This is a genomic window from Klebsiella sp. 54 (assembly GCF_018223875.1).
Taxonomy (GTDB): domain Bacteria; phylum Pseudomonadota; class Gammaproteobacteria; order Enterobacterales; family Enterobacteriaceae; genus Klebsiella; species Klebsiella quasipneumoniae.
Window position 1 is genome coordinate 436,277 of record NZ_JAGRRA010000002.1, and the last position, 18,409, is coordinate 454,685.

An 18,409-nucleotide genomic window follows, 5' to 3' on the forward strand; every position below is an offset into this window, starting at 1 on the left:
TGGGGGGGCGGGCATTGTAGGCCGGGCAAGCGCAGCGCCGCCCGGCAAAGCGTTCGGGCTGGGTTCCCGTCCTGATGGCACAGACCGCGCTAGCCGAACAGGCTGGAGAGACGCTGGAGCACCAGCAGGGCGCTGTAGTAGTCAAGACGGAAGGTCTCGGTGCCCAGCGGGTAGACGCGTTTCCCTTCGACCGCCGGGAGATGCGCCAGCAGCGGATTGGCGTAGATGGCATCGACATCTTTCTGGTCGCCAGCGAACAGGAACAGGCTCTGGCCGTTCAGTCCGGCCGCCAGGTTCTCCCCGCCCAGCTGCACGATATCGTGGCGTTTGCCCTGGCTGTGGCTGGCGGGCAGGCCGCCTGGCAGCGTCGCCAGACTAAAGCCCAACTGCTGGAGCATCTGCCCCTGGGCCGATTCCGGCGTCCAGATATTGGCGCTGTGCGCGGCCGCGGTATAGACGAGGGCGGTGACCGGCTGCGGCGGCAGCTTCATTTTTTCTTTTAACGAAACGAGCTGTTTATTGAAGTCGGCGATGCGCGCGCTGGCCTGCTGCTCATGGCCGGTGATCTGCCCCAGCTGGGTGAGCAGCGTTTGCCAGCTTTTATCGTCATAGTTGATGACCAGCGTCGGGGCGATCGTTTTGAGCTGATCGTACAGCGGCAGGGCGGAGTCGCCGCCGGTGGCGCTCACCAGGATCAGATCCGGCATCTGGGCGGCCACCGCTTCCGCGCTCGGTTCGCCGATATACAACCGCGCCAGCTTGCGGGCTTTGGCGACCTCGCTCCACTGGCGCAGAAAGCCCTGGCTATCGGCCACGCGGTTGTTCGGGGTGGTGGCGCCGCTGGCGACCACCGGCGCGTCGATCGCCAGCAGCGAGCCGGTGAGGGTCACGCTGGTGGAGACAATGCGCAACGGCTGGCTCGGCAGGGTGTGTGTCCCGTAGCTGTCGGTGACCTGGCGCGGCCAGTCCGCCGCCTGGGCTGAGGTAATTCCTAAAAACAACAGCATGCCGGTCAGCGCACCGCGGCGGCAAAAAGAAGAGAAGTTCACGTCATCGCATCCTGATTCGAAGGGTAATAAATGCGTCTCATTTTCAACTTTGCGTTGACAGGATGCAAGCCAAAGTGGCGGCGCGATGACGTAACGCGGTTGACATGGCGGGCAATACCTTTTAGGTTAGCCAACCAAAATACAAATGATAATTATTCGTAATATATTTATCGTTTTTGGAGGATGATATGGAAACGTCACTGGCTGAGGATGTACAGAAACCTACCCGGACCTTGTCGCCGGACAGCTTCTTCTTTATGTCGCCGTACCGCAGTTTTAGCACCTCAGGCTGCTTCCGCCGCCTCTCAGCGCCCGCCGTCGGCGGCGATGCGCTGAACGGCGAGTTCCAGCAGCAGATGGCCGCCGCCTTTGCCGAGGCCCGGGCGGCGGGGATCCGCAAGCCGGTGATGGTCGGGGCCATCCCGTTCGACACCTGTCAGCCTTCCGAGCTTTATATCCCCGAGCGCTGGGAAGCGTTCTCGAGACCGGAAAAACAGCGTTCCGCCCGCTATGCCGCGCCGCTGGAGGCGATGGCGGTGGTGGAGCGCCGGGAGATCCCGGAGCAGGACGCGTTTCTAGCCATGGTGGAACGCGCCGCCGCGCTGACCGCCACCCCGGAAGTCGACAAAGTGGTGCTATCACGACTAATCGATATCACCACCCGCGATCCTGTCGATAGCGGCGCCCTGATGGAGCGCCTGATCGCCCAGAACCCCGCCAGCTTTAACTTCCATGTGCCGCTCGCCGACGGCGGCGTGCTGCTGGGCGCCAGCCCGGAGCTACTGCTGCGTAAAGAAGGGGCGCATTTCAGCTCGCTGCCGCTGGCCGGCTCCGCCCGCCGCCAGCCTGACGATGTGCTGGACCGCGAAGCGGGCAACAGGCTGCTGGCGTCCGGCAAAGATCGCCATGAGCACGAGCTGGTGACCCAGGCGATGAAGAGCGTGCTGGGCCCGCGCAGCAGCCAGCTGTCGCTGCCGTCATCGCCGCAGCTAATCACCACCCCGACGCTCTGGCATCTGGCGACGCCGATCGAAGGCACGGCGCTGGCGGAAGAAAACGCCATGTCGCTGGCCTGCCTGCTGCACCCGACTCCGGCGCTGAGCGGCTTCCCGCACCAGGCGGCGAAGCGCCTGATTGCCGAACTGGAACCCTTCGACCGTCAGCTGTTCGGCGGCATCGTCGGCTGGTGTGACGATGAAGGCAACGGCGAATGGGTGGTGACCATCCGCTGCGCGCGTCTGCAGCAGCGTACGCTGCGCCTGTTTGCCGGCGCGGGCATTGTTCCGGCCTCCTCGCCGCTGGGCGAATGGCGCGAAACCGGCGTCAAACTGACCACCATGCTTAACGTATTTGGCTTGAATTAAGAGGCAAGGATGATTGCATTTACCCGTTGGCCGGATGAGTTCGCGGCCCGCTATCGTCAAAAAGGCTACTGGCAGGATCTGCCGTTAACCAATCTGATCACCCGTCACGCAGAAAACGACGCCGTGGCGATTATCGATGGCGATCGACACATTAGCTACCGCCAGTTTAACCAGCGGGTGGACAACCTTGCCTGCTCTCTGCAGCGTCAGGGACTGAAGCGCGGAGAAACCGCGCTGGTGCAACTGGGCAACGTCGCCGAGTTTTACATCACCTTCTTCGCGCTGCTGCGCATCGGCGTCGCGCCGGTGAACGCGTTGTTCAGCCACCAGCGCAGCGAGCTTAACGCCTACGCCGCGCAGATTAAGCCGGCGCTGCTGATCGCCGACCGCGAGCACGCGCTGTTTGCCGACGATAGCTTCCTCCATGCGTTTATTGCTGAACATGCTTCCCTGCGCGTGGCGCTGCTGCGTAACGACGGCGGCGAGCGCAATCTGGCGACGGAGATTAACCGCCCGGCGGATAACTTTATCGCCAATCCAACCCCTGCCGACGAAGTGGCCTTTTTCCAGCTCTCCGGCGGCAGCACCGGGACGCCGAAGCTGATCCCGCGTACCCATAACGATTACGACTACAGTATCCGCCGCAGCAACGAGATCTGCGGGATCAACGCTGAGACACGCTACCTCAACGCGCTGCCGGCGGCGCATAACTATGCGATGAGTTCCCCGGGTTCGCTCGGCGTTTTCCTCGCCGGCGGGCGGGTGATCCTCGCCGCCGACCCGAGCGCCACCCTCTGTTTCCCGCTGATTGAAAAACATCAGATCAACGTTGCCTCGCTGGTGCCGCCGGCGGTCAGCCTGTGGCTGCAGGCCATTCACGAATGGGGCAGCAACGCGCAACTGCAATCGCTGCAGCTATTGCAGGTCGGCGGCGCGCGCCTGTCGGCGACCCTTGCCGCGCGCATTCCGGCGGAAATCGGCTGCCAGCTGCAGCAGGTGTTCGGCATGGCGGAGGGGCTGGTGAATTACACCCGCCTTAACGACAGTCCTGAGCGGATCATCCATACCCAGGGCTGCCCGATGTGCCCGGACGATGAAGTGTGGGTGGCAGATGCCGAGGGCAACCCGCTGCCACGCGGCGAAGTGGGCCGCCTGATGACCCGCGGGCCCTACACCTTCCGCGGCTACTACAACAGCCCGCAGCATAACGCGGAGGCCTTCGACGCCGAGGGTTTCTACTGCTCCGGCGATCTGATTTCGATCGATGAAGACGGGTATATCACCGTTCAGGGCCGGGAAAAAGATCAGATCAACCGCGGCGGCGAGAAGATCGCCGCCGAAGAGATCGAAAACCTGCTGCTGCGCCATGAGGCGGTGATCCACGCCGCGCTGGTCAGCATTGAAGACAATCTGCTGGGCGAGAAGAGCTGCGCTTACCTCGTGGTGACCTCGCCGCTGCGCGCCGTCGCGGTGCGCCGCTTCCTGCGCGAGCAGGGGGTGGCTGAATTTAAACTGCCGGACCGCGTGGAGTGCGTAGCCGCTCTGCCGCTGACGCCGGTGGGCAAAGTCGATAAGAAACAATTACGTCAGTGGCTGGCCGAAGGCAAGCTGGGCTGAAGGAGAACAGAAAATGGCAATCCCTAAATTACAGGCTTACGCGCTGCCGGAAGCCAGCGATATTCCGGCGAACAAAGTCAGCTGGGCCTTTGAACCTTCCCGCGCCGCGCTGCTGATCCATGATATGCAGGAATACTTTCTCAATTTCTGGGGCGAAAACAGCGCGATGATGGAGACAGTGGTGGCCAATATCGCCGCCCTGCGCGACTTCTGCAAACAGAACGGTATTCCGGTGTACTACACCGCCCAGCCGAAAGAGCAGAGCGATGAAGACCGCGCCCTGCTGAATGATATGTGGGGGCCGGGGCTGACCCGTTCGCCGGAGCAGCAGCAGGTGATTGCCGCCCTGGCGCCGGACGAAGACGACACCGTGCTGGTGAAATGGCGCTACAGCGCGTTTCATCGCTCGCCGCTTGAAGAGATGCTGAAAGAGAGCGGCCGCGACCAGCTGATCATCACCGGCGTTTACGCCCATATCGGCTGCATGACCACCGCCACCGACGCCTTTATGCGCGATATCAAACCGTTCTTTGTCGCCGACGCGCTGGCGGACTTCAGCCGCGAAGAGCACCTGATGGCGCTGAAATACGTCGCCGGCCGTTCCGGCCGCGTGGTGATGACCGAAGAGCTGTTGCCGCTGCCGGCCAGCAAAGCGGCGCTGCGCGCGCTGATCCTGCCGCTGCTCGACGAATCCGACGAACCGCTGGATGATGAAAACCTGATCGACTACGGTCTGGATTCGGTGCGGATGATGGCCCTCGCCGCCCGCTGGCGCAAAGTGCACGGCGATATCGACTTCGTGATGCTGGCGAAAAACCCGACCATCGACGCCTGGTGGGCGCTGCTTTCCCGCGAGGTGCAATAATGGCGGCGCTGGATTTTCGCGGCCAGACCGTGTGGGTGACCGGCGCCGGTAAAGGCATTGGCTATGCCACCGCGCTGGCTTTTGTGGAGGCCGGGGCCAACGTCACCGGTTTCGACCTCGCCTTTGACGGCGAACGCTACCCGTTTGCCACCGAAACGCTGGACGTCGCCGATGCCGACCGGGTACGCGAAGTGTGCAGCCGCCTGTTGGCGAACACCGAGCGATTAGACGTGCTGGTGAACGCCGCCGGGATCCTGCGCATGGGCGCCACCGACCAGCTGAGCGCGGAAGACTGGCGGCAGACCTTCGCGGTCAACGTCGGCGGGGCGTTTAATCTGTTTCAGCAGACGATGGCCCAGTTCCGTCGTCAGCGGGGCGGGGCCATCGTCACCGTCGCTTCCGATGCCGCGCATACGCCGCGTATCGGCATGAGCGCCTATGGCGCCTCGAAAGCGGCGCTGAAAAGCCTGGCGCTAACCGTCGGCCTTGAGCTGGCGGGCAGCGGGGTACGCTGTAATCTGGTGTCGCCGGGTTCTACCGATACCGATATGCAGCGCACGCTGTGGGTCAGCGACGATGCGGAGCAGCAGCGGATCCGCGGTTTCGGCGAGCAGTTTAAGTTGGGTATCCCGCTCGGCAAGATTGCCCGCCCGCAGGAGATCGCCAATACCATTCTGTTCCTCGCCTCTTCTCACGCCAGCCATATCACCCTGCAGGATATCGTGGTAGACGGCGGCTCGACGCTGGGGGCGTAAATGGCCTGGAAACGAGCGCTCACGCTGGCGGCGCTGAACGCCAGTAGCGAAAACACCCTGGTGGCGCATCTGGGGATCGTCTACACCCGGCTGGAAGCTGGGCTGCTGGAGGCGGAAATGCCGGTGGATGCCCGCACCCATCAGCCGTTTGGCCTGCTGCACGGCGGGGCCTCAGCGGCGCTGGCGGAGACGCTGGGGTCGATGGCCGGCTGGCTGATGACCGAAGAGGGGCAGTGCGTGGTGGGTACCGAGCTGAACGCCACCCATCACCGGGCGGTCTCCAGCGGGAAAGTGCGCGGCGAGTGCCGCCCGCTGCATCTTGGCCGGCAGAGCCAGAGCTGGGAGATTGTGGTGTATGACGAGAAGGGGCGGCGCTGCTGCACCTGTCGTCTGGGCACCGCGGTGCTGGGCTAAGGAGCCGCTGTTTCCCCGGCTCGCGCTACGCTTAGCCGGGCTACGGTTTTGACGCCCGGCGGCGCTGCGCTTGCGCGGGCCTACGGTCTGCCCCGGCCTTCCGGGAATGTCTCAGCGATGTTGAGACCGCCAACACCGGCAGTTTCAGTCAGCATCGATGCCGTTGTAGGCCGGGTCAGCGCAGCGCCACCCGGCAAAATCACGGCGTAACTGGACCGATTCGGTCATCGACTGGCAACCCGCATAATCCTTTCATTCATTTTCCAGCCTTAAGTGATCTCGCTAGCAATGTGAGACAAATCTCTGTGGGTGGACGGCATCTGCGCTGTTTCGATGTTGTTAAATTCTGCGTTGTGATCTAGAAACAAAATGTAACATCCTGATTACCCTACCGGTGGACCACAACAATGAATAATTCAGGGAAATACCTTATCTGGGCACTGCTCTCCGTGATCGGAGCCTTTGCCCTCGGCTACATTGCTTTAAACCGGGGTGAGCAGATCAACGCGCTGTGGATTGTCGTCGCGGCAGTATGCGTTTATCTGATCGCGTATCGTTTTTACGGCCTGTATATCGCCAAAACCGTGCTCGGCGTCGATTCGACGCGCATGACGCCCGCGGTGCGGCATAACGATGGCCTCGACTATGTCCCGACTGACAAAAAAGTGCTGTTCGGACACCATTTTGCCGCCATCGCCGGCGCGGGGCCGCTGGTGGGCCCGGTGCTTGCCGCGCAGATGGGCTATCTGCCGGGGATGATCTGGATCCTCGCAGGCGTGGTGCTGGCCGGGGCGGTGCAGGACTTTATGGTGCTGTTCGTCTCCACCCGTCGCGACGGCCGTTCGCTGGGCGAACTGGTGAAAGAGGAGATGGGGGCGACCGCCGGGGTGATTGCCCTGGTGGCGACCTTTATGATCATGGTGATCATCCTCGCGGTGCTGGCGATGATCGTGGTGAAAGCGCTGACCCACAGCCCGTGGGGGACCTACACCGTCGCGTTCACCATTCCACTGGCCATTTTTATGGGGATCTACATTCGTTACCTGCGTCCGGGACGCATTGGTGAGGTGTCGGTCATTGGTCTGGTGCTGCTGGTATTCGCCATTATCTCCGGCGGCTGGGTAGCGGAAAGCCCGACCTGGGCGCCGTTCTTTGACTTTACCGGCGTCCAGCTCACCTGGATGCTGGTGGGCTACGGCTTTGTCGCCGCGGTGCTGCCGGTCTGGCTGCTGCTGGCCCCGCGCGACTACCTCTCCACCTTCCTCAAAATCGGCACTATCGTCGGTCTGGCGATCGGCATTCTGATTATGCGTCCGACCCTGACCATGCCGGCGCTGACCAAATTTATTGACGGTACTGGCCCGGTATGGACTGGCAACCTGTTCCCGTTCCTGTTTATCACTATCGCTTGCGGCGCGGTGTCGGGCTTCCACGCCCTGATTGCCTCCGGTACCACGCCGAAGATGCTGGCGAATGAAAATCAGGCCTGCTTTATCGGCTACGGCGGCATGCTGATGGAATCCTTCGTGGCGATTATGGCGCTGGTCGCCGCCTGTATCATTGACCCGGGCGTCTACTTCGCGATGAACAGCCCGATGGCGGTGCTGGCGCCGGCGGGAACCACCGATGTGGTGGCGTCGGCGGCGCAGGTGGTGAGCGGTTGGGGCTTTGCGATTACCCCGGAAACGTTGACGCATATCGCTAATGAGGTGGGCGAGCAGTCCATCATCTCCCGCGCCGGCGGGGCGCCTACGCTGGCGGTGGGCATGGCCTACATTCTCCACGGCGCGCTGGGCGGGCTGATGGACGTCTCGTTCTGGTACCACTTTGCCATTCTGTTTGAAGCGCTGTTTATCCTGACGGCGGTGGATGCCGGCACCCGTGCGGCGCGCTTTATGCTGCAGGATCTGCTGGGTGTGATCTCCCCGAACCTGAAGCGTACTGATTCGTTACCGGCTAACCTGCTGGCGACGGCGCTGTGCGTGCTGGCGTGGGGCTACTTCCTGCATCAGGGGGTGGTCGATCCGCTGGGCGGTATTAACACCCTGTGGCCGCTGTTCGGTATCGCCAACCAGATGCTGGCGGGGATGGCGCTGATGCTCTGCGCAGTGGTGCTGTTCAAGATGAAACGTCAGCGCTATGCGTGGGTGGCGCTGGTGCCGACGGCCTGGCTGCTGATCTGTACCCTCACCGCCGGCTGGCAGAAAGCCTTCAGCCCGGACAATAAAGTGGGCTTCCTGGCGATCGCTAATAAATTCCAGGCGATGATCGACAGCGGCAAAATCCCGGCGCAATATACCGAGTCGCAGCTGGCGCAGCTGGTGTTTAACAACCGTCTCGATGCCGGGCTGACCATCTTCTTTATGATCGTGGTGGTGGTGCTGGCGCTGTTCTCGATTAAAACCGCGCTGGCGGCGCTGAAAGAGAATAAACCGACGGCGAAAGAGACACCCTATGAGCGAATGCCTGAAAACCTGGACGCGATGGTGACTCAGGCGAAAGGGGCGCATTAACCTGTGTGCCGGGTGACGGCTTCGCCTTACCCGGCCTGTCTTTCTGATCCTCCCTCTCCCTTTGGCAGAGGCTCGGGGTGAGGGAAACAAAAGAGAAATGACTTATGTTTGACACCCTTTCCAAAGCAGGTAAGTACCTGGGCCAGGCCGCCAAAATGATGATCGGCGTGCCGGATTACGACAACTACGTCGAGCACATGCGCGTCAACCATCCGGATCAGACGCCAATGACCTGGGAAGAATTTTTCCGCGAACGCCAGGACGCTCGCTACGGCGGCAAGGGCGGGGCAAAGTGCTGTTAACCCTCTTTCGGCAGATAGAGGCTGATCTGCTCCTGCTTACAGCCGTAGAGCGCCGCCAGCTTTTCGCGGGTGCGCTTCTGCGGCCGGGAGTCCAGCGCTTCCAGCTGTGACACGGCGGACTGGCTGATGCCCAGTTTGTCGGCCACCTCCTGCTGGGATAACCCACGCAGGATACGCCACGCGGCCTGCAGGCTGACGTTCTCGCTATGCATGATGTCGCACACTTCACCCGGTAAACCTACGTTATCGTAGATATCTGATTCGTAAGGGATGTCTTCCCAGTCGTTTTCATCATCGTCATCATACTCAAGCATGGCTAAACGCATGCGAAAATATTCACCGTAGGGAATGACAACATACTGTTTTTTTCCTTCTTCATCCTTGATGAACTGAATAGTCATATTCCGTATGCTCCTCATGAAGGTAGGTGGTGGTTGTCCGGCGTTTTACCGCCACTACGTAACAGGTATCACCCGGCGGGTCTCCGAAGGTGTAAATGACCCTGTAATCACCTAATCGCAACCTGTAGTGGTTTTCGGGAGAAGATAATTTCTTGATATCCGCGACAGGTGATGTTTTATCATCCATCTTCTCCAGCCTGAATTTAATGCGGTTCTGATATCGCGTATCGATTTTAGAAAATTGCTTCTCTGCTGTTTTTGACCAGACAATCTTCATCCGTACCTCCACTGTACGCCCACACAGAATATAAGGAAATAATAAGACTATTAGATAAATTCCGAATTTCTAATGGGTTACTGTAGAGCGGAGAAAAACCGGGAGAAAGCGGCAAAACGGGAACCGTCGAGGGTGCTCGGGAAGGCCTCTGCCGGACGACAGAGGCTTGCAGGAAATGTGCGATCAGGCGTTCAAACCACCGTCCACATCGAGACCGGTACCGGAGATCTGCCCCGCGGCCGGGCTGGCGAGGAAGGTGACCGCCGCGGCGATGTCTTCCGGCTGGCCGTAGTGGCCTAACGCAATAAGTTGACGCTGAGCATCAGCCTGCTCGCCGTCTTCCGGGTTCATATCGCTGTTGGTCGGGCCGGGATGGACGAGGTTAACGGTGATACCGCGGGGGCCTAAATCGCGCGCCAGGCCGCGGGTCAGGGAGTTGAGAGCGGACTTGGTCATTGAGTAAACCGCGATGCCCGGCTGCGCCACGCGGTTAGCCAGACAGCTGCCGATGTTGATGATGCGGCCGCCGTCGGACATATGCACCAGCGCCTCCTGGATAGCGATAACCACCCCACGAATATTGACGTTAATAAGCGCGTCAATGTCCGCCAGCGTCATGGACTCCAGCGGGCCGCCGCGCGCGATCCCGGCGTTGTTGACCAGAATATCCAGCCCGCCGAGGGACCGCGCCGCATGGGTCACAGCATCCTGTATCGCCTGCGCGCTGGCGCTGTCGGCCTGCACCGCTTCACCGTGCCTACCCAGCGCCTTTATTTCCTCGGCGACCGCCTGGGCTTTATCGGCCGATTTTTCATACGTTATAACCACATCGGCGCCGGCGCGCGCCAGCGACAGCGCGATAGCGCGCCCCAATCCACGGCTGGCGCCGGTAACCAGCGCCTTCTTACCTGTTAAATCGATCTGCATGATGACCTCGTTGCGAGAGTGGTGAGCATCATCATTAGGTATAGACGGTCGGGGTGATTAACGGCTGAAGTATTCCACCTTCTCAAACGCCGCGCGCAGAACCCCAGGGGTTAAGGTCACCGGTAAATAATGAATCGACTCGCCCGGGCGCAGGGTATGGGCAATGACCCGGTCAAGCTCTGCGCGGTTATTGATATCAACCTCCAGCGCCGCCAGCGTCGCCGGCAGGTTAAAGCGCTGCCAGGCCTGCACCAGCTGCGCCAATACCTCATCCTGACCGAGCAGGGCGCTTTGCACCAGAATGCCGTAGGCCACCTTGGTGCCATGGAGGAATTTATCCGTCTGCGGCAGCACCGTCAGCCCGTTGTGCACCGCATGGGCGGCGGCGACCCGGGTGTAGCGTTCCCCCAGCCCGCCAACCATCCCGCCGCCAGCGATAACTGCATCCACCACATCGCGAAACGCCTGGGTCAGCTCGCCGCGGCGCTGGTCCGCCAGCGCCGTTTCGCTGCTGTCCAGCAGCACGTCGCGGATCGCCAGCGCGCCGTTAATCCCCAGCCGCACGGTGAGCGGCAGAGCCTCCGGCTGCGGCGCCAGTACCACGGCCTCATACCATTTGGCTAAGGTGTCGCCAATGCCCGCCAGCAGGTACTCCGCCGGGGCGTTGAGAATGATGCGCGGCTCGACCAGCACCAGGAAATTCGCGTCATCGAACATCTCAAAATTCAGCGCCTGTCCGGCGTCGCTGTACCACACCGACAGCGGCGTCCACGCCGCGCAGGTGGCGGCGATGGTCGGGATGGCCACCAGCGGAACCCCCAGGCGGCGGGCCAGCACTTTTGCGCTGTCGAGCAGCGCGCCGCCGCCGACGCCAATCACTACCGCTCGATCGTCACCTGAGGCCTGCACCAGCCCCGCCACGTCGCGTTCGCTGCAGTGGCCGGTAAAGCGGATCTTTTTCGCTTCCGGCAAGTGGAAGGCCGCCGGCAGAAAAGGCTCGGCGCCGGCCAGGGCGCGCTCGCCATAGACCCACACCGCCCGCGACAACTGGTCGGCGTTAAAAAAATCGCTCAGCCGCTCAAGGCTGCCAGAATGGGAGAAATAGTTGGCCGGGCCGGGCACGACGCGGATATCGCTGTTGCTCATGGGTGCTGTCCTTATTGGTGTTGGGCTAACCTGATGTTATGTCTGGACATCCAGATGGCTAATATTATTTCGTTGTATCTTATGCTTTTTACGCAGTTGTCAGCCAGCGGCGGCTATGAAAAATTCGTTAAATCAGAAGATTAATTGCCGCACGGGAGCAGTGATGAGCGCGAATCGCCTTGAGATGCATAACATTAGCCTGGCCTTCTCCGGCTTTCAGGCGCTGAACAAGGTGGCCTTCACCCTTTATGGCGGGTCGGTGCATGCCCTGACCGGCGCCAACGGCGCGGGTAAGTCGACGCTGATGGCCGTGTTGTGCGGCACCCACGCCCACTATGAAGGCGAGGTGACGATCAACAACCAGCCGGTCACCATTCGTTCGCCGCGGGATGCCAAACAGCTGGGGATCCACCTGGTGCAGCAGGAGGTGGACGTGGCGCTGGTGCCGGGCCTGAGCATTGCCGAAAACATCATGCTGGACAGGCTGGCTGAGCCGGGGACGACCTTCCGCTGGGCGCGGGTTCGGCAGCTGGCGCGCGAGGCGCTGGCGCAGCTGGACGTGGCGCTGGACGTCAGGCGCTCTATTGATAGCTGCACCCTTGCTGAAAAACAGCAGATCCTGCTGGCCCGCGCCCTGTCGCACCATTGCCGCTTTTTGATTCTGGATGAACCCACCGCGCCGCTGGATCAGCATGAAAGCGAACGCCTGTTTGCGGTGGTGCGCCGTCTGCAGCAGCAGGGGATCGGGGTGGTGTTTATTTCGCACCGTATTCACGAGCTGAAGGCGATCTGCGACACCCTGACGGTGCTGCGTGACGGGCGGTTGATTGAGAGCGGCCCGATGGCGCCGCTGAGCGGGGAACAGATTGTCGAAAAGATGCTGGGCCACGAGCTGAGCGATATCTTCCCGCCGCCGCGACCGCCGCACGGTGAAGAAGTGCTGCTGCAGGTAGAAGGGCTGCACGATGAGGCGCTGCTGCAGGATATCTCGCTGCGCCTGCGCAAGGGGGAAATTCTTGGTATCGCTGGGCTGGCCGGCGCGGGCAAAACTGAGCTGTGCAAAGCGCTGTTCGGCGCCAGCAAAAGCCGGGTACAGCGCGGCGAGCTGAACGGCCAGCCGTGGCGGCCGCGCGATCCGGCCGATTCGGTAGGGCGCGGCCTGGCGCTGGTCCCGGAGGAGCGGCGCAAAGAGGGCATTTTCATCGAAGAGCCGATCGCGATGAACCTGGCGGTCAGCGCCGATAACCACTTTTCGCGCTGGAGCCTGTTCGGCCATCGGCAGGCCTGGCGCTGGGCGGAGGAGGTGATTGCCCGCCTCGGCGTGCGCGCCACCGGTCCCGGTCAGACGCTGCGCCGTCTTTCCGGCGGCAATCAGCAGAAGGTGGCCATTGGCAAATGGCTGCGCAGTCATGCCAATGTTTTGATTTTTGACGAACCGACCAAAGGGGTCGATGTGAAAGCGAAAACCGATCTGTTCATGCTGATCGATGGTCTGGCGCGCGAAGGCAAAGGGGTGATTTATGCCTCGGGTGAATTCGCCGAGCTGGTCGGTTTATGCGACCGCATCTGCGTACTGTGGGACGGACGGATCGTGGCGGAGATCCCCGGCGCGGAAGCCCGGGAAGAGACACTGCTTTATTATTCAACCGGAGGAGCGGCAGCGTGAGCAAGGCCCTGGCAGTGAACGCGACGGTATCGGGCCGTCAGCGATTTTTTGATTTTCTCTACAAGTGGGGCATGTTGCTGACCGTGGTGCTGCTGGTGGCGGTCTTTGGCCTCGCCTCGGACAATTTCCTTGACCCGTTCAACATCATCAACATTCTGCGCTCGATTGCCATCGTGACGGTGATTGCCATTGGGGTGTCGATTTCCCTCACCATCGGCGGCTTCGATCTGTCCGTCGGATCGACGGCATCGCTGGCCAACGCCCTGGTGATCTCCCTGTTCGTCTGGCATGGCCTGGGGACCACCGAAGCAATCCTGATCACCCTCGTGCTCTGCACTCTGGTAGGGCTGTTTAACGCCTTTCTGATCGTGGTGCTGCGCATCCCCGACATGCTCGCCACCCTGGCCAGCCTGTTTGTGATTCAGGGGGTGGCGATGACCTACAGCTACGGCGGGTCGATTACCGAAAACATGGTGCTGCCGAGCGGCGAGATGGCGGAAGGCACCATCCCGGCGGCGTTTGGCGCCCTGGGCCAGGTGCCGACAATCGTCATCATCATGCTGGTGGTAACGCTGGTCGCCCAGCTGGCGCTGTCGTTCACCACCCACGGCCGGCGGATGTACGCCATCGGCGGCAACCCGGAGGCGGCGAGGCTCTCCGGCCTGCGGATCACGCGTTATAAAGTGGCGGCGTATGTGATTGCTTCGCTGCTGGCCGGGCTGGGCGGCATTCTGCTGGCCTCGCGCATCGGATCCTCGCAGGTTAATGCCGGCGGCGGCTATCTGATGGACGCGGTGGCGGCGGCCTGGATCGGCTTTTCGCTGGCCGGTTCCGGGAAACCGAACGCCCTTGGGACGCTGGTGGGGGCGGTGATCCTCGGCGTGCTCTCCAACGGCCTGGTGATGCTCTCGGTGCCGTATTACGCGATGGACATTATTAAAGGGCTGGTACTGGCTGGCGCGCTGGCACTGACCTATTTTCAGCGCCGTACTTAACATTTTACAGGGTAAACCGCATGAAAAAGATCGCACTCTCTCTCATTACGCTGGGTCTGCTGCAGTCGACGGCGGCGCTGGCCACCGCCCCGACGCCGGTGCCGGCGGCCATTGCCGAACACAACGGCCCGATCCGCATTGCCGTGATCCGCAACCTGGGGTCTGACGATAACACCACCCAGTTTGTCGCCGGGGCGCTGCAGGAAGGCAAAAAGCTCGGTTTCAAAATCAGCACCTTCCTGAGTAACGGCGATGACGCCAAGTTCCAGGACTTCGTCAACCAGGCCATCAGCCAGAAATACGATGGCATTATTCTCTCCCAGGGGCGTGACCCCTATTCGACGGCCCTGGTGAAGAAGGCGGTGGACGCCGGGATCAAAGTGGCGGTGTTCGATACCGCGGTGAGCGGCGAGATCCCCGGAGTGACGGTCAGCCAGCAGGATGACGCCTCACTGACCGAGCTCTCCTTTGGCCAGCTGGTGAAAGACTTCAACGGCAAGGCCAACATCGTCAAGCTGTGGGTGGCGGGCTTCCCGCCGATGGAGCGCCGTCAGGCGGCTTACCAGACGCTGCTGAAGCAAAACCCGGGAATTAAAGAGCTGGAGTCGATCGGCGCCGTTTCGTCCGATGTGCAGGGCGACACCGCCAACAAGGTGGGGGCGATCCTCGCCAAGTATCCGAAAGGGAAAATCGACGCTATCTGGGGCACCTGGGATGCCTTCAGCCAGGGAGCCTATAAAGCGCTGAAAGAGAACGGCCGCACCGAGATCAAACTCTACAGTATTGATATTTCCAACCAGGATCTGCAACTGATGCGCGAAGCCGGCAGCCCGTGGAAGGTGAGCGTGGCGGTGGATCCGAAGCTTATCGGCGCGACCAACGTGCGGCTGATCGCCAATAAGATCGCCGGCGAGCCGACGCCAGCCACCTACGACTTCAAGGCGGCGGCGATCCCGCAGGCGCTGCTGGCGGCCCAGCCGGGGGCGGTGAATGTGGCGTCGCTGGGGAAAATCATTCCGGGCTGGGGCCAGACGGAAGACTTTATCGCGCCGTGGTTCGCGACGCTGGAAGCGAAAAACAAATAAAACGAAGCCGGGTGGCGGCGGGGCGGCATGGTGGCCCTCACCCCGGCCCTCTCCCGCAGGGAGAGGGGGAAAACCAACTGCACTCGTAGGCCCGGTAAGCGCAGCGCCACCGGGCGAAAGGAATTCACTATGTCAGCATTACCTTCCCCCGAATACAGCCGCAATATGCGGCTGATTGGCCATAGCGACCAGGGCGGTCGTCCGGACGGCGTGCAGCTGATGGTGCACCGCGGATTCGCCTATATCGGCCATATGGTGTCGCAGGGCTTTTCCGTGGTCGATGTTCGCGATCCGACCCGGCCCACTACGGTCAACTATATTGCCGCGCCCTCGGGCACCTGGAACGTGCACCTCCAGGCGCATGACGATCTGCTGCTGGTGATCAACGCCCGGGACCTGTTTGCCGACGCCCGTTTTGCCGATGAGAAGGTGTACTACACCCGATCGGTGGGTGACACAGTCAGCGATGTGCAGGACAAAGGCTGGAGCGCCGGGCTGCGCGTGTTTGATATCTCCACGCCGGATAAGCCGCGTGAAATTGGCTTTCTGTCGCTTAATGGCATCGGTATTCACCGCATCTGGTACGTCGGCGGCCGCTGGGCGTACGTGTCCGCGCTGATCGACGGTTTTACCGACTACATCTTCCTGACCATCGATCTGGCCGATCCGCGTAAACCGCAGGTTGCCGGGCGCTGGTGGCTGCCGGGGATGCACCAGGCAGGCGGCGAAACACCGGACTGGCCGCAGGGCAAACGCTACGCGCTGCACCACGCCATTATTGCCGGGGATACCGCCTACGGCAGCTGGCGCGACGGCGGCCTGACGCTGCTGGACGTCAAAGACCGAACTCAGCCGACGCTGATTAGCCATCGCAACTGGAGCCCGCCGTTTGGCGGCGGAACGCATACCGCGCTGCCGCTGCCGGATCGCGATCTGCTGGTGGTGCTGGATGAAGCGGTGCTCGACAACCAGGAGGACGGCGAGAAGCTGATCTGGCTGTTTGATATCCGCGAGCCGGCGAACCCGGTGAGTATCTCAACTTTCCCACAGCCGGATGAAATCGACTATGTGGCGAAAGGGGCGCATTTTGGCCCGCACAATCTGCATGAGAACCGGCCGGGGAGCTTTGTCAGCTCAACGCTTATCTTCGCCACGTATCAGAATGCCGGCGTGCGGGCGTACGACATTTCTAATCCTTATCGCCCGCTGGAGACCGGGGCGCTGGTGCCGGCTGCTCCTGAGAGAATGATGGATACCCGTCCCGGCCGCCCGCGGGTGATCCAGTCCTGTGACGTGTTTGTCGATGCCCAGGGAATTATCTACAGCACCGATTACAACGGCGGGCTGTCGGTGATTGAGTATCTGGGGTGAGGGCAAGGTAAAAGCAAAATTGTGCTTGCATTTCTGCCGGGTGGCGGCTTTCGCCTTACCCGGCCTACGAAAGACTGCAAGATCAAATCGTTATGCGGTTATCTGTAGGCCCGCGCAAGCGTAGCGCCGCCGGGCAATCTCAGAAAATTGCACTTTTTAGGGCTTGCTCCCTCTCCCTGTGGGAGAGGGCCGGGGTGAGGACAAGGTAAAAGCAAAATTGTGCCCGCATTTCTGCCGGGTGGCGGCTTTCGCCTTACCCGGCCTACGAAAGACTGCAACATCAAACCGTTATGCGGTTATCTGTAGGCCCGCGCAAGCGCAGCGCCGCCGGGCAATCCCAGAAAATTGCACTTTTTTAGGGCTTGCTCCCTCTCCCTGTGGGAGAGGGCCGGGGTGAGGGAAAACAGGCCGCACTCAGCTGTACTGGCGCACCCGCGCCAGCAGCTCGTCGACGCTGTCGATACGCTCGGCCAGCACGATCAGCGCTCTGCCGAGGGTAATGGCGTGGCGCAGGCACTCATGACGCATGGCGTCGTCCTGGATAGTGTCGATATCCGCGACGTGCGACAGTCCGACGCTGCGGCGGATCAGTTCGCTGCCGCAGAAGCCGACCGCGTCCGCCCACACCTTTTTCAGAAAGGCGGAGGCATAGCCGGGGTAAGCCAGCGCCGCGTCGCGGGTTTTCTCCGCCGCCAGCGCCTGGAAGCGCTCGGCAAAGGTGGTCCACAGTTGGTGGATGTCGTTCAGCCGCTGCTCGCGCGCGGCGGCGGCATCGCGAATGCCGAGCTGGCCCGGCAGGCCGCAGTAGTTCAGCAGCAGGTTGCCGATGGCGGTGCCGATATCGAAGCCGATGGGGCCGAAGTAGCCGAACTCGGCGTCGATGGCCTTCAGGCTGCCTTCGGCAACGAAGATCGACCCGCTGTGGATATCGCCGTGCAGCAGCGCTTCCGCATGGGCAAAGAAACGGTGCTTCAGCGCCGCCACCGCCAGCTTAAGCTGGGCGTCGTCGCGCAGGGCGGCGACATCGGCCTCCAGCTCCGCCGGGTAGTTATTGCGCTCGTGGATCTGATACGGGTCGTTAAAGAACAGATCCTCGGTGATCTCGCACATCGCCGGGTTAATAAACTGCGCTATCTGCGCTTTTTTCTCGTGGGGATGAAGATAGAAATCGCTGGTGTGAAACAGCACCTGCGCCAGATAGTCGCCAAGCTGGCGGGCCGCCTGAGGGTAGTAGACGTTAGCGATAAGCTCCCCGCGCCAGATGCGGTGGTCGGAAAGATCTTCCATCACCATCACCGCCAGCTCGGGATCAAAGTGATGGATTTTTACCGTGTGCTGCGGGCTGTGCTGATAGTGGGCGACCAGGGTCTGCGCTTCGAGACGGGCGCGGTCGAGGGTCAGCGGCCAGGATTCGCCGACGCAGCGCACGTAGGGCAGGGCCTGTTTGACGATCGCCCGGCTGACGCCCTGGCGATCGAACACTTTAAACACCAGATTGAGGTTGCCATCGCCCACTTCCTGCGCGCTGACCAGCTCAGATGGGTTGTCGATGCCGGCGAACTGCTGCGCGTAAGCCACGGCGTCATGGGCGGTGAAGGTATGGTATTGCGACATTGCCTCGATCCTCGAATTCTGATTAAGCCGTTCAGACGTCTATACTTC

General features: G+C 61.5%; 17 protein-coding genes. 11 read left to right on the forward strand and 6 right to left on the reverse strand.

Features of this window, described 5'->3' with window-relative positions:
* Window positions 1–89 precede the first annotated feature (89 nt).
* Window positions 90–1,049 (reverse strand): Fe2+-enterobactin ABC transporter substrate-binding protein, encoded by a 960-nt coding sequence (gene fepB / locus KHQ24_RS03740; protein ID WP_004885740.1) that lies wholly within the window; start codon window positions 1,047–1,049, stop codon window positions 90–92.
* Between the two features lie 188 nt (window positions 1,050–1,237).
* Here fepB and entC point away from each other — a divergent pair, with 188 nt between their 5' ends.
* The 7 genes from entC (at window position 1,238) to KHQ24_RS03775 (ending at window position 8,879) form a co-directional block, all read left to right on the forward strand.
* Entirely contained in the window at window positions 1,238–2,413 is a 1,176-nt protein-coding gene (gene entC, locus KHQ24_RS03745) for an isochorismate synthase EntC (RefSeq protein ID WP_004885741.1), read from the forward strand.
* A gap of 9 nt (window positions 2,414–2,422) precedes the next feature.
* Window positions 2,423–4,030, forward strand: a complete 1,608-nt coding sequence (entE, locus tag KHQ24_RS03750; RefSeq protein WP_109938120.1) for a (2,3-dihydroxybenzoyl)adenylate synthase EntE — start codon at window positions 2,423–2,425, stop codon at window positions 4,028–4,030.
* Window positions 4,031–4,043: 13 nt separating this feature from the next.
* Window positions 4,044–4,895, forward strand: a complete 852-nt coding sequence (gene entB, locus KHQ24_RS03755) for an enterobactin biosynthesis bifunctional isochorismatase/aryl carrier protein EntB (RefSeq protein WP_017899057.1) — start codon at window positions 4,044–4,046, stop codon at window positions 4,893–4,895.
* An 8-nt stretch (window positions 4,896–4,903) separates the two neighbouring features.
* Window positions 4,904–5,650 carry a 2,3-dihydro-2,3-dihydroxybenzoate dehydrogenase EntA gene (entA, locus tag KHQ24_RS03760; protein WP_087771335.1) on the forward strand — a complete coding sequence of 249 codons (747 nt, stop codon included), beginning with the start codon at window positions 4,904–4,906 and terminating at the stop codon, window positions 5,648–5,650.
* Window positions 5,651–6,064, forward strand: a complete 414-nt coding sequence (entH, locus tag KHQ24_RS03765) for a proofreading thioesterase EntH (RefSeq protein ID WP_023319943.1) — start codon at window positions 5,651–5,653, stop codon at window positions 6,062–6,064.
* 407 nt (window positions 6,065–6,471) lie between these two features.
* Window positions 6,472–8,577 carry a pyruvate/proton symporter CstA gene (gene cstA, locus KHQ24_RS03770; RefSeq protein WP_211777128.1) on the forward strand — a complete coding sequence of 702 codons (2,106 nt, stop codon included), beginning with the start codon at window positions 6,472–6,474 and terminating at the stop codon, window positions 8,575–8,577.
* A gap of 104 nt (window positions 8,578–8,681) precedes the next feature.
* The gene (locus tag KHQ24_RS03775; RefSeq protein WP_004885759.1) at window positions 8,682–8,879 is read left to right on the forward strand and encodes a YbdD/YjiX family protein; all 198 of its coding nucleotides are present in this window, start codon (window positions 8,682–8,684) and stop codon (window positions 8,877–8,879) included.
* On the opposite strand, the gene KHQ24_RS03780 is transcribed toward KHQ24_RS03775, so the two are convergent.
* From KHQ24_RS03780 to KHQ24_RS03795, 4 genes are all read right to left on the reverse strand, one after another.
* The gene (locus tag KHQ24_RS03780) at window positions 8,876–9,280 is read right to left on the reverse strand and encodes a helix-turn-helix domain-containing protein (protein ID WP_004885761.1); all 405 of its coding nucleotides are present in this window, start codon (window positions 9,278–9,280) and stop codon (window positions 8,876–8,878) included. The genes KHQ24_RS03775 and KHQ24_RS03780 overlap by 4 nt on opposite strands.
* Entirely contained in the window at window positions 9,255–9,557 is a 303-nt protein-coding gene (locus KHQ24_RS03785) for a type II toxin-antitoxin system RelE family toxin (RefSeq protein ID WP_017899060.1), read from the reverse strand. The genes KHQ24_RS03780 and KHQ24_RS03785 overlap by 26 nt, the downstream gene beginning before the upstream one ends.
* Before the next feature lie 183 nt (window positions 9,558–9,740).
* On the reverse strand, window positions 9,741–10,484 hold the full coding sequence (locus KHQ24_RS03790; protein WP_004885764.1) for an SDR family NAD(P)-dependent oxidoreductase: 744 nt from the start codon (window positions 10,482–10,484) through the stop codon (window positions 9,741–9,743).
* Between the two features lie 57 nt (window positions 10,485–10,541).
* The gene (locus KHQ24_RS03795; protein ID WP_004885776.1) at window positions 10,542–11,630 is read right to left on the reverse strand and encodes an oxidoreductase; all 1,089 of its coding nucleotides are present in this window, start codon (window positions 11,628–11,630) and stop codon (window positions 10,542–10,544) included.
* Between the two features lie 163 nt (window positions 11,631–11,793).
* On the opposite strand from KHQ24_RS03795, the gene KHQ24_RS03800 reads away from it, so the two are divergent.
* The 4 genes from KHQ24_RS03800 (at window position 11,794) to KHQ24_RS03815 (ending at window position 16,747) form a co-directional block, all read left to right on the forward strand.
* Window positions 11,794–13,296 (forward strand): sugar ABC transporter ATP-binding protein, encoded by a 1,503-nt coding sequence (locus KHQ24_RS03800; RefSeq protein ID WP_049004676.1) that lies wholly within the window; start codon window positions 11,794–11,796, stop codon window positions 13,294–13,296.
* Window positions 13,293–14,291, forward strand: coding sequence for an ABC transporter permease (locus KHQ24_RS03805; RefSeq protein ID WP_004885781.1), 999 nt, complete (start codon window positions 13,293–13,295; stop codon window positions 14,289–14,291). The genes KHQ24_RS03800 and KHQ24_RS03805 overlap by 4 nt, the downstream gene beginning before the upstream one ends.
* Before the next feature lie 20 nt (window positions 14,292–14,311).
* On the forward strand, window positions 14,312–15,376 hold the full coding sequence (locus KHQ24_RS03810) for a sugar ABC transporter substrate-binding protein (protein WP_004885784.1): 1,065 nt from the start codon (window positions 14,312–14,314) through the stop codon (window positions 15,374–15,376).
* A 129-nt stretch (window positions 15,377–15,505) separates the two neighbouring features.
* Window positions 15,506–16,747 carry an LVIVD repeat-containing protein gene (locus tag KHQ24_RS03815; RefSeq protein ID WP_004885786.1) on the forward strand — a complete coding sequence of 414 codons (1,242 nt, stop codon included), beginning with the start codon at window positions 15,506–15,508 and terminating at the stop codon, window positions 16,745–16,747.
* Between the two features lie 414 nt (window positions 16,748–17,161).
* Here the strand turns inward: KHQ24_RS03815 and mtnK are convergent, their stop codons facing one another.
* On the reverse strand, window positions 17,162–18,361 hold the full coding sequence (gene mtnK / locus KHQ24_RS03820; RefSeq protein WP_211774304.1) for an S-methyl-5-thioribose kinase: 1,200 nt from the start codon (window positions 18,359–18,361) through the stop codon (window positions 17,162–17,164).
* Window positions 18,362–18,409 lie beyond the last annotated feature (48 nt).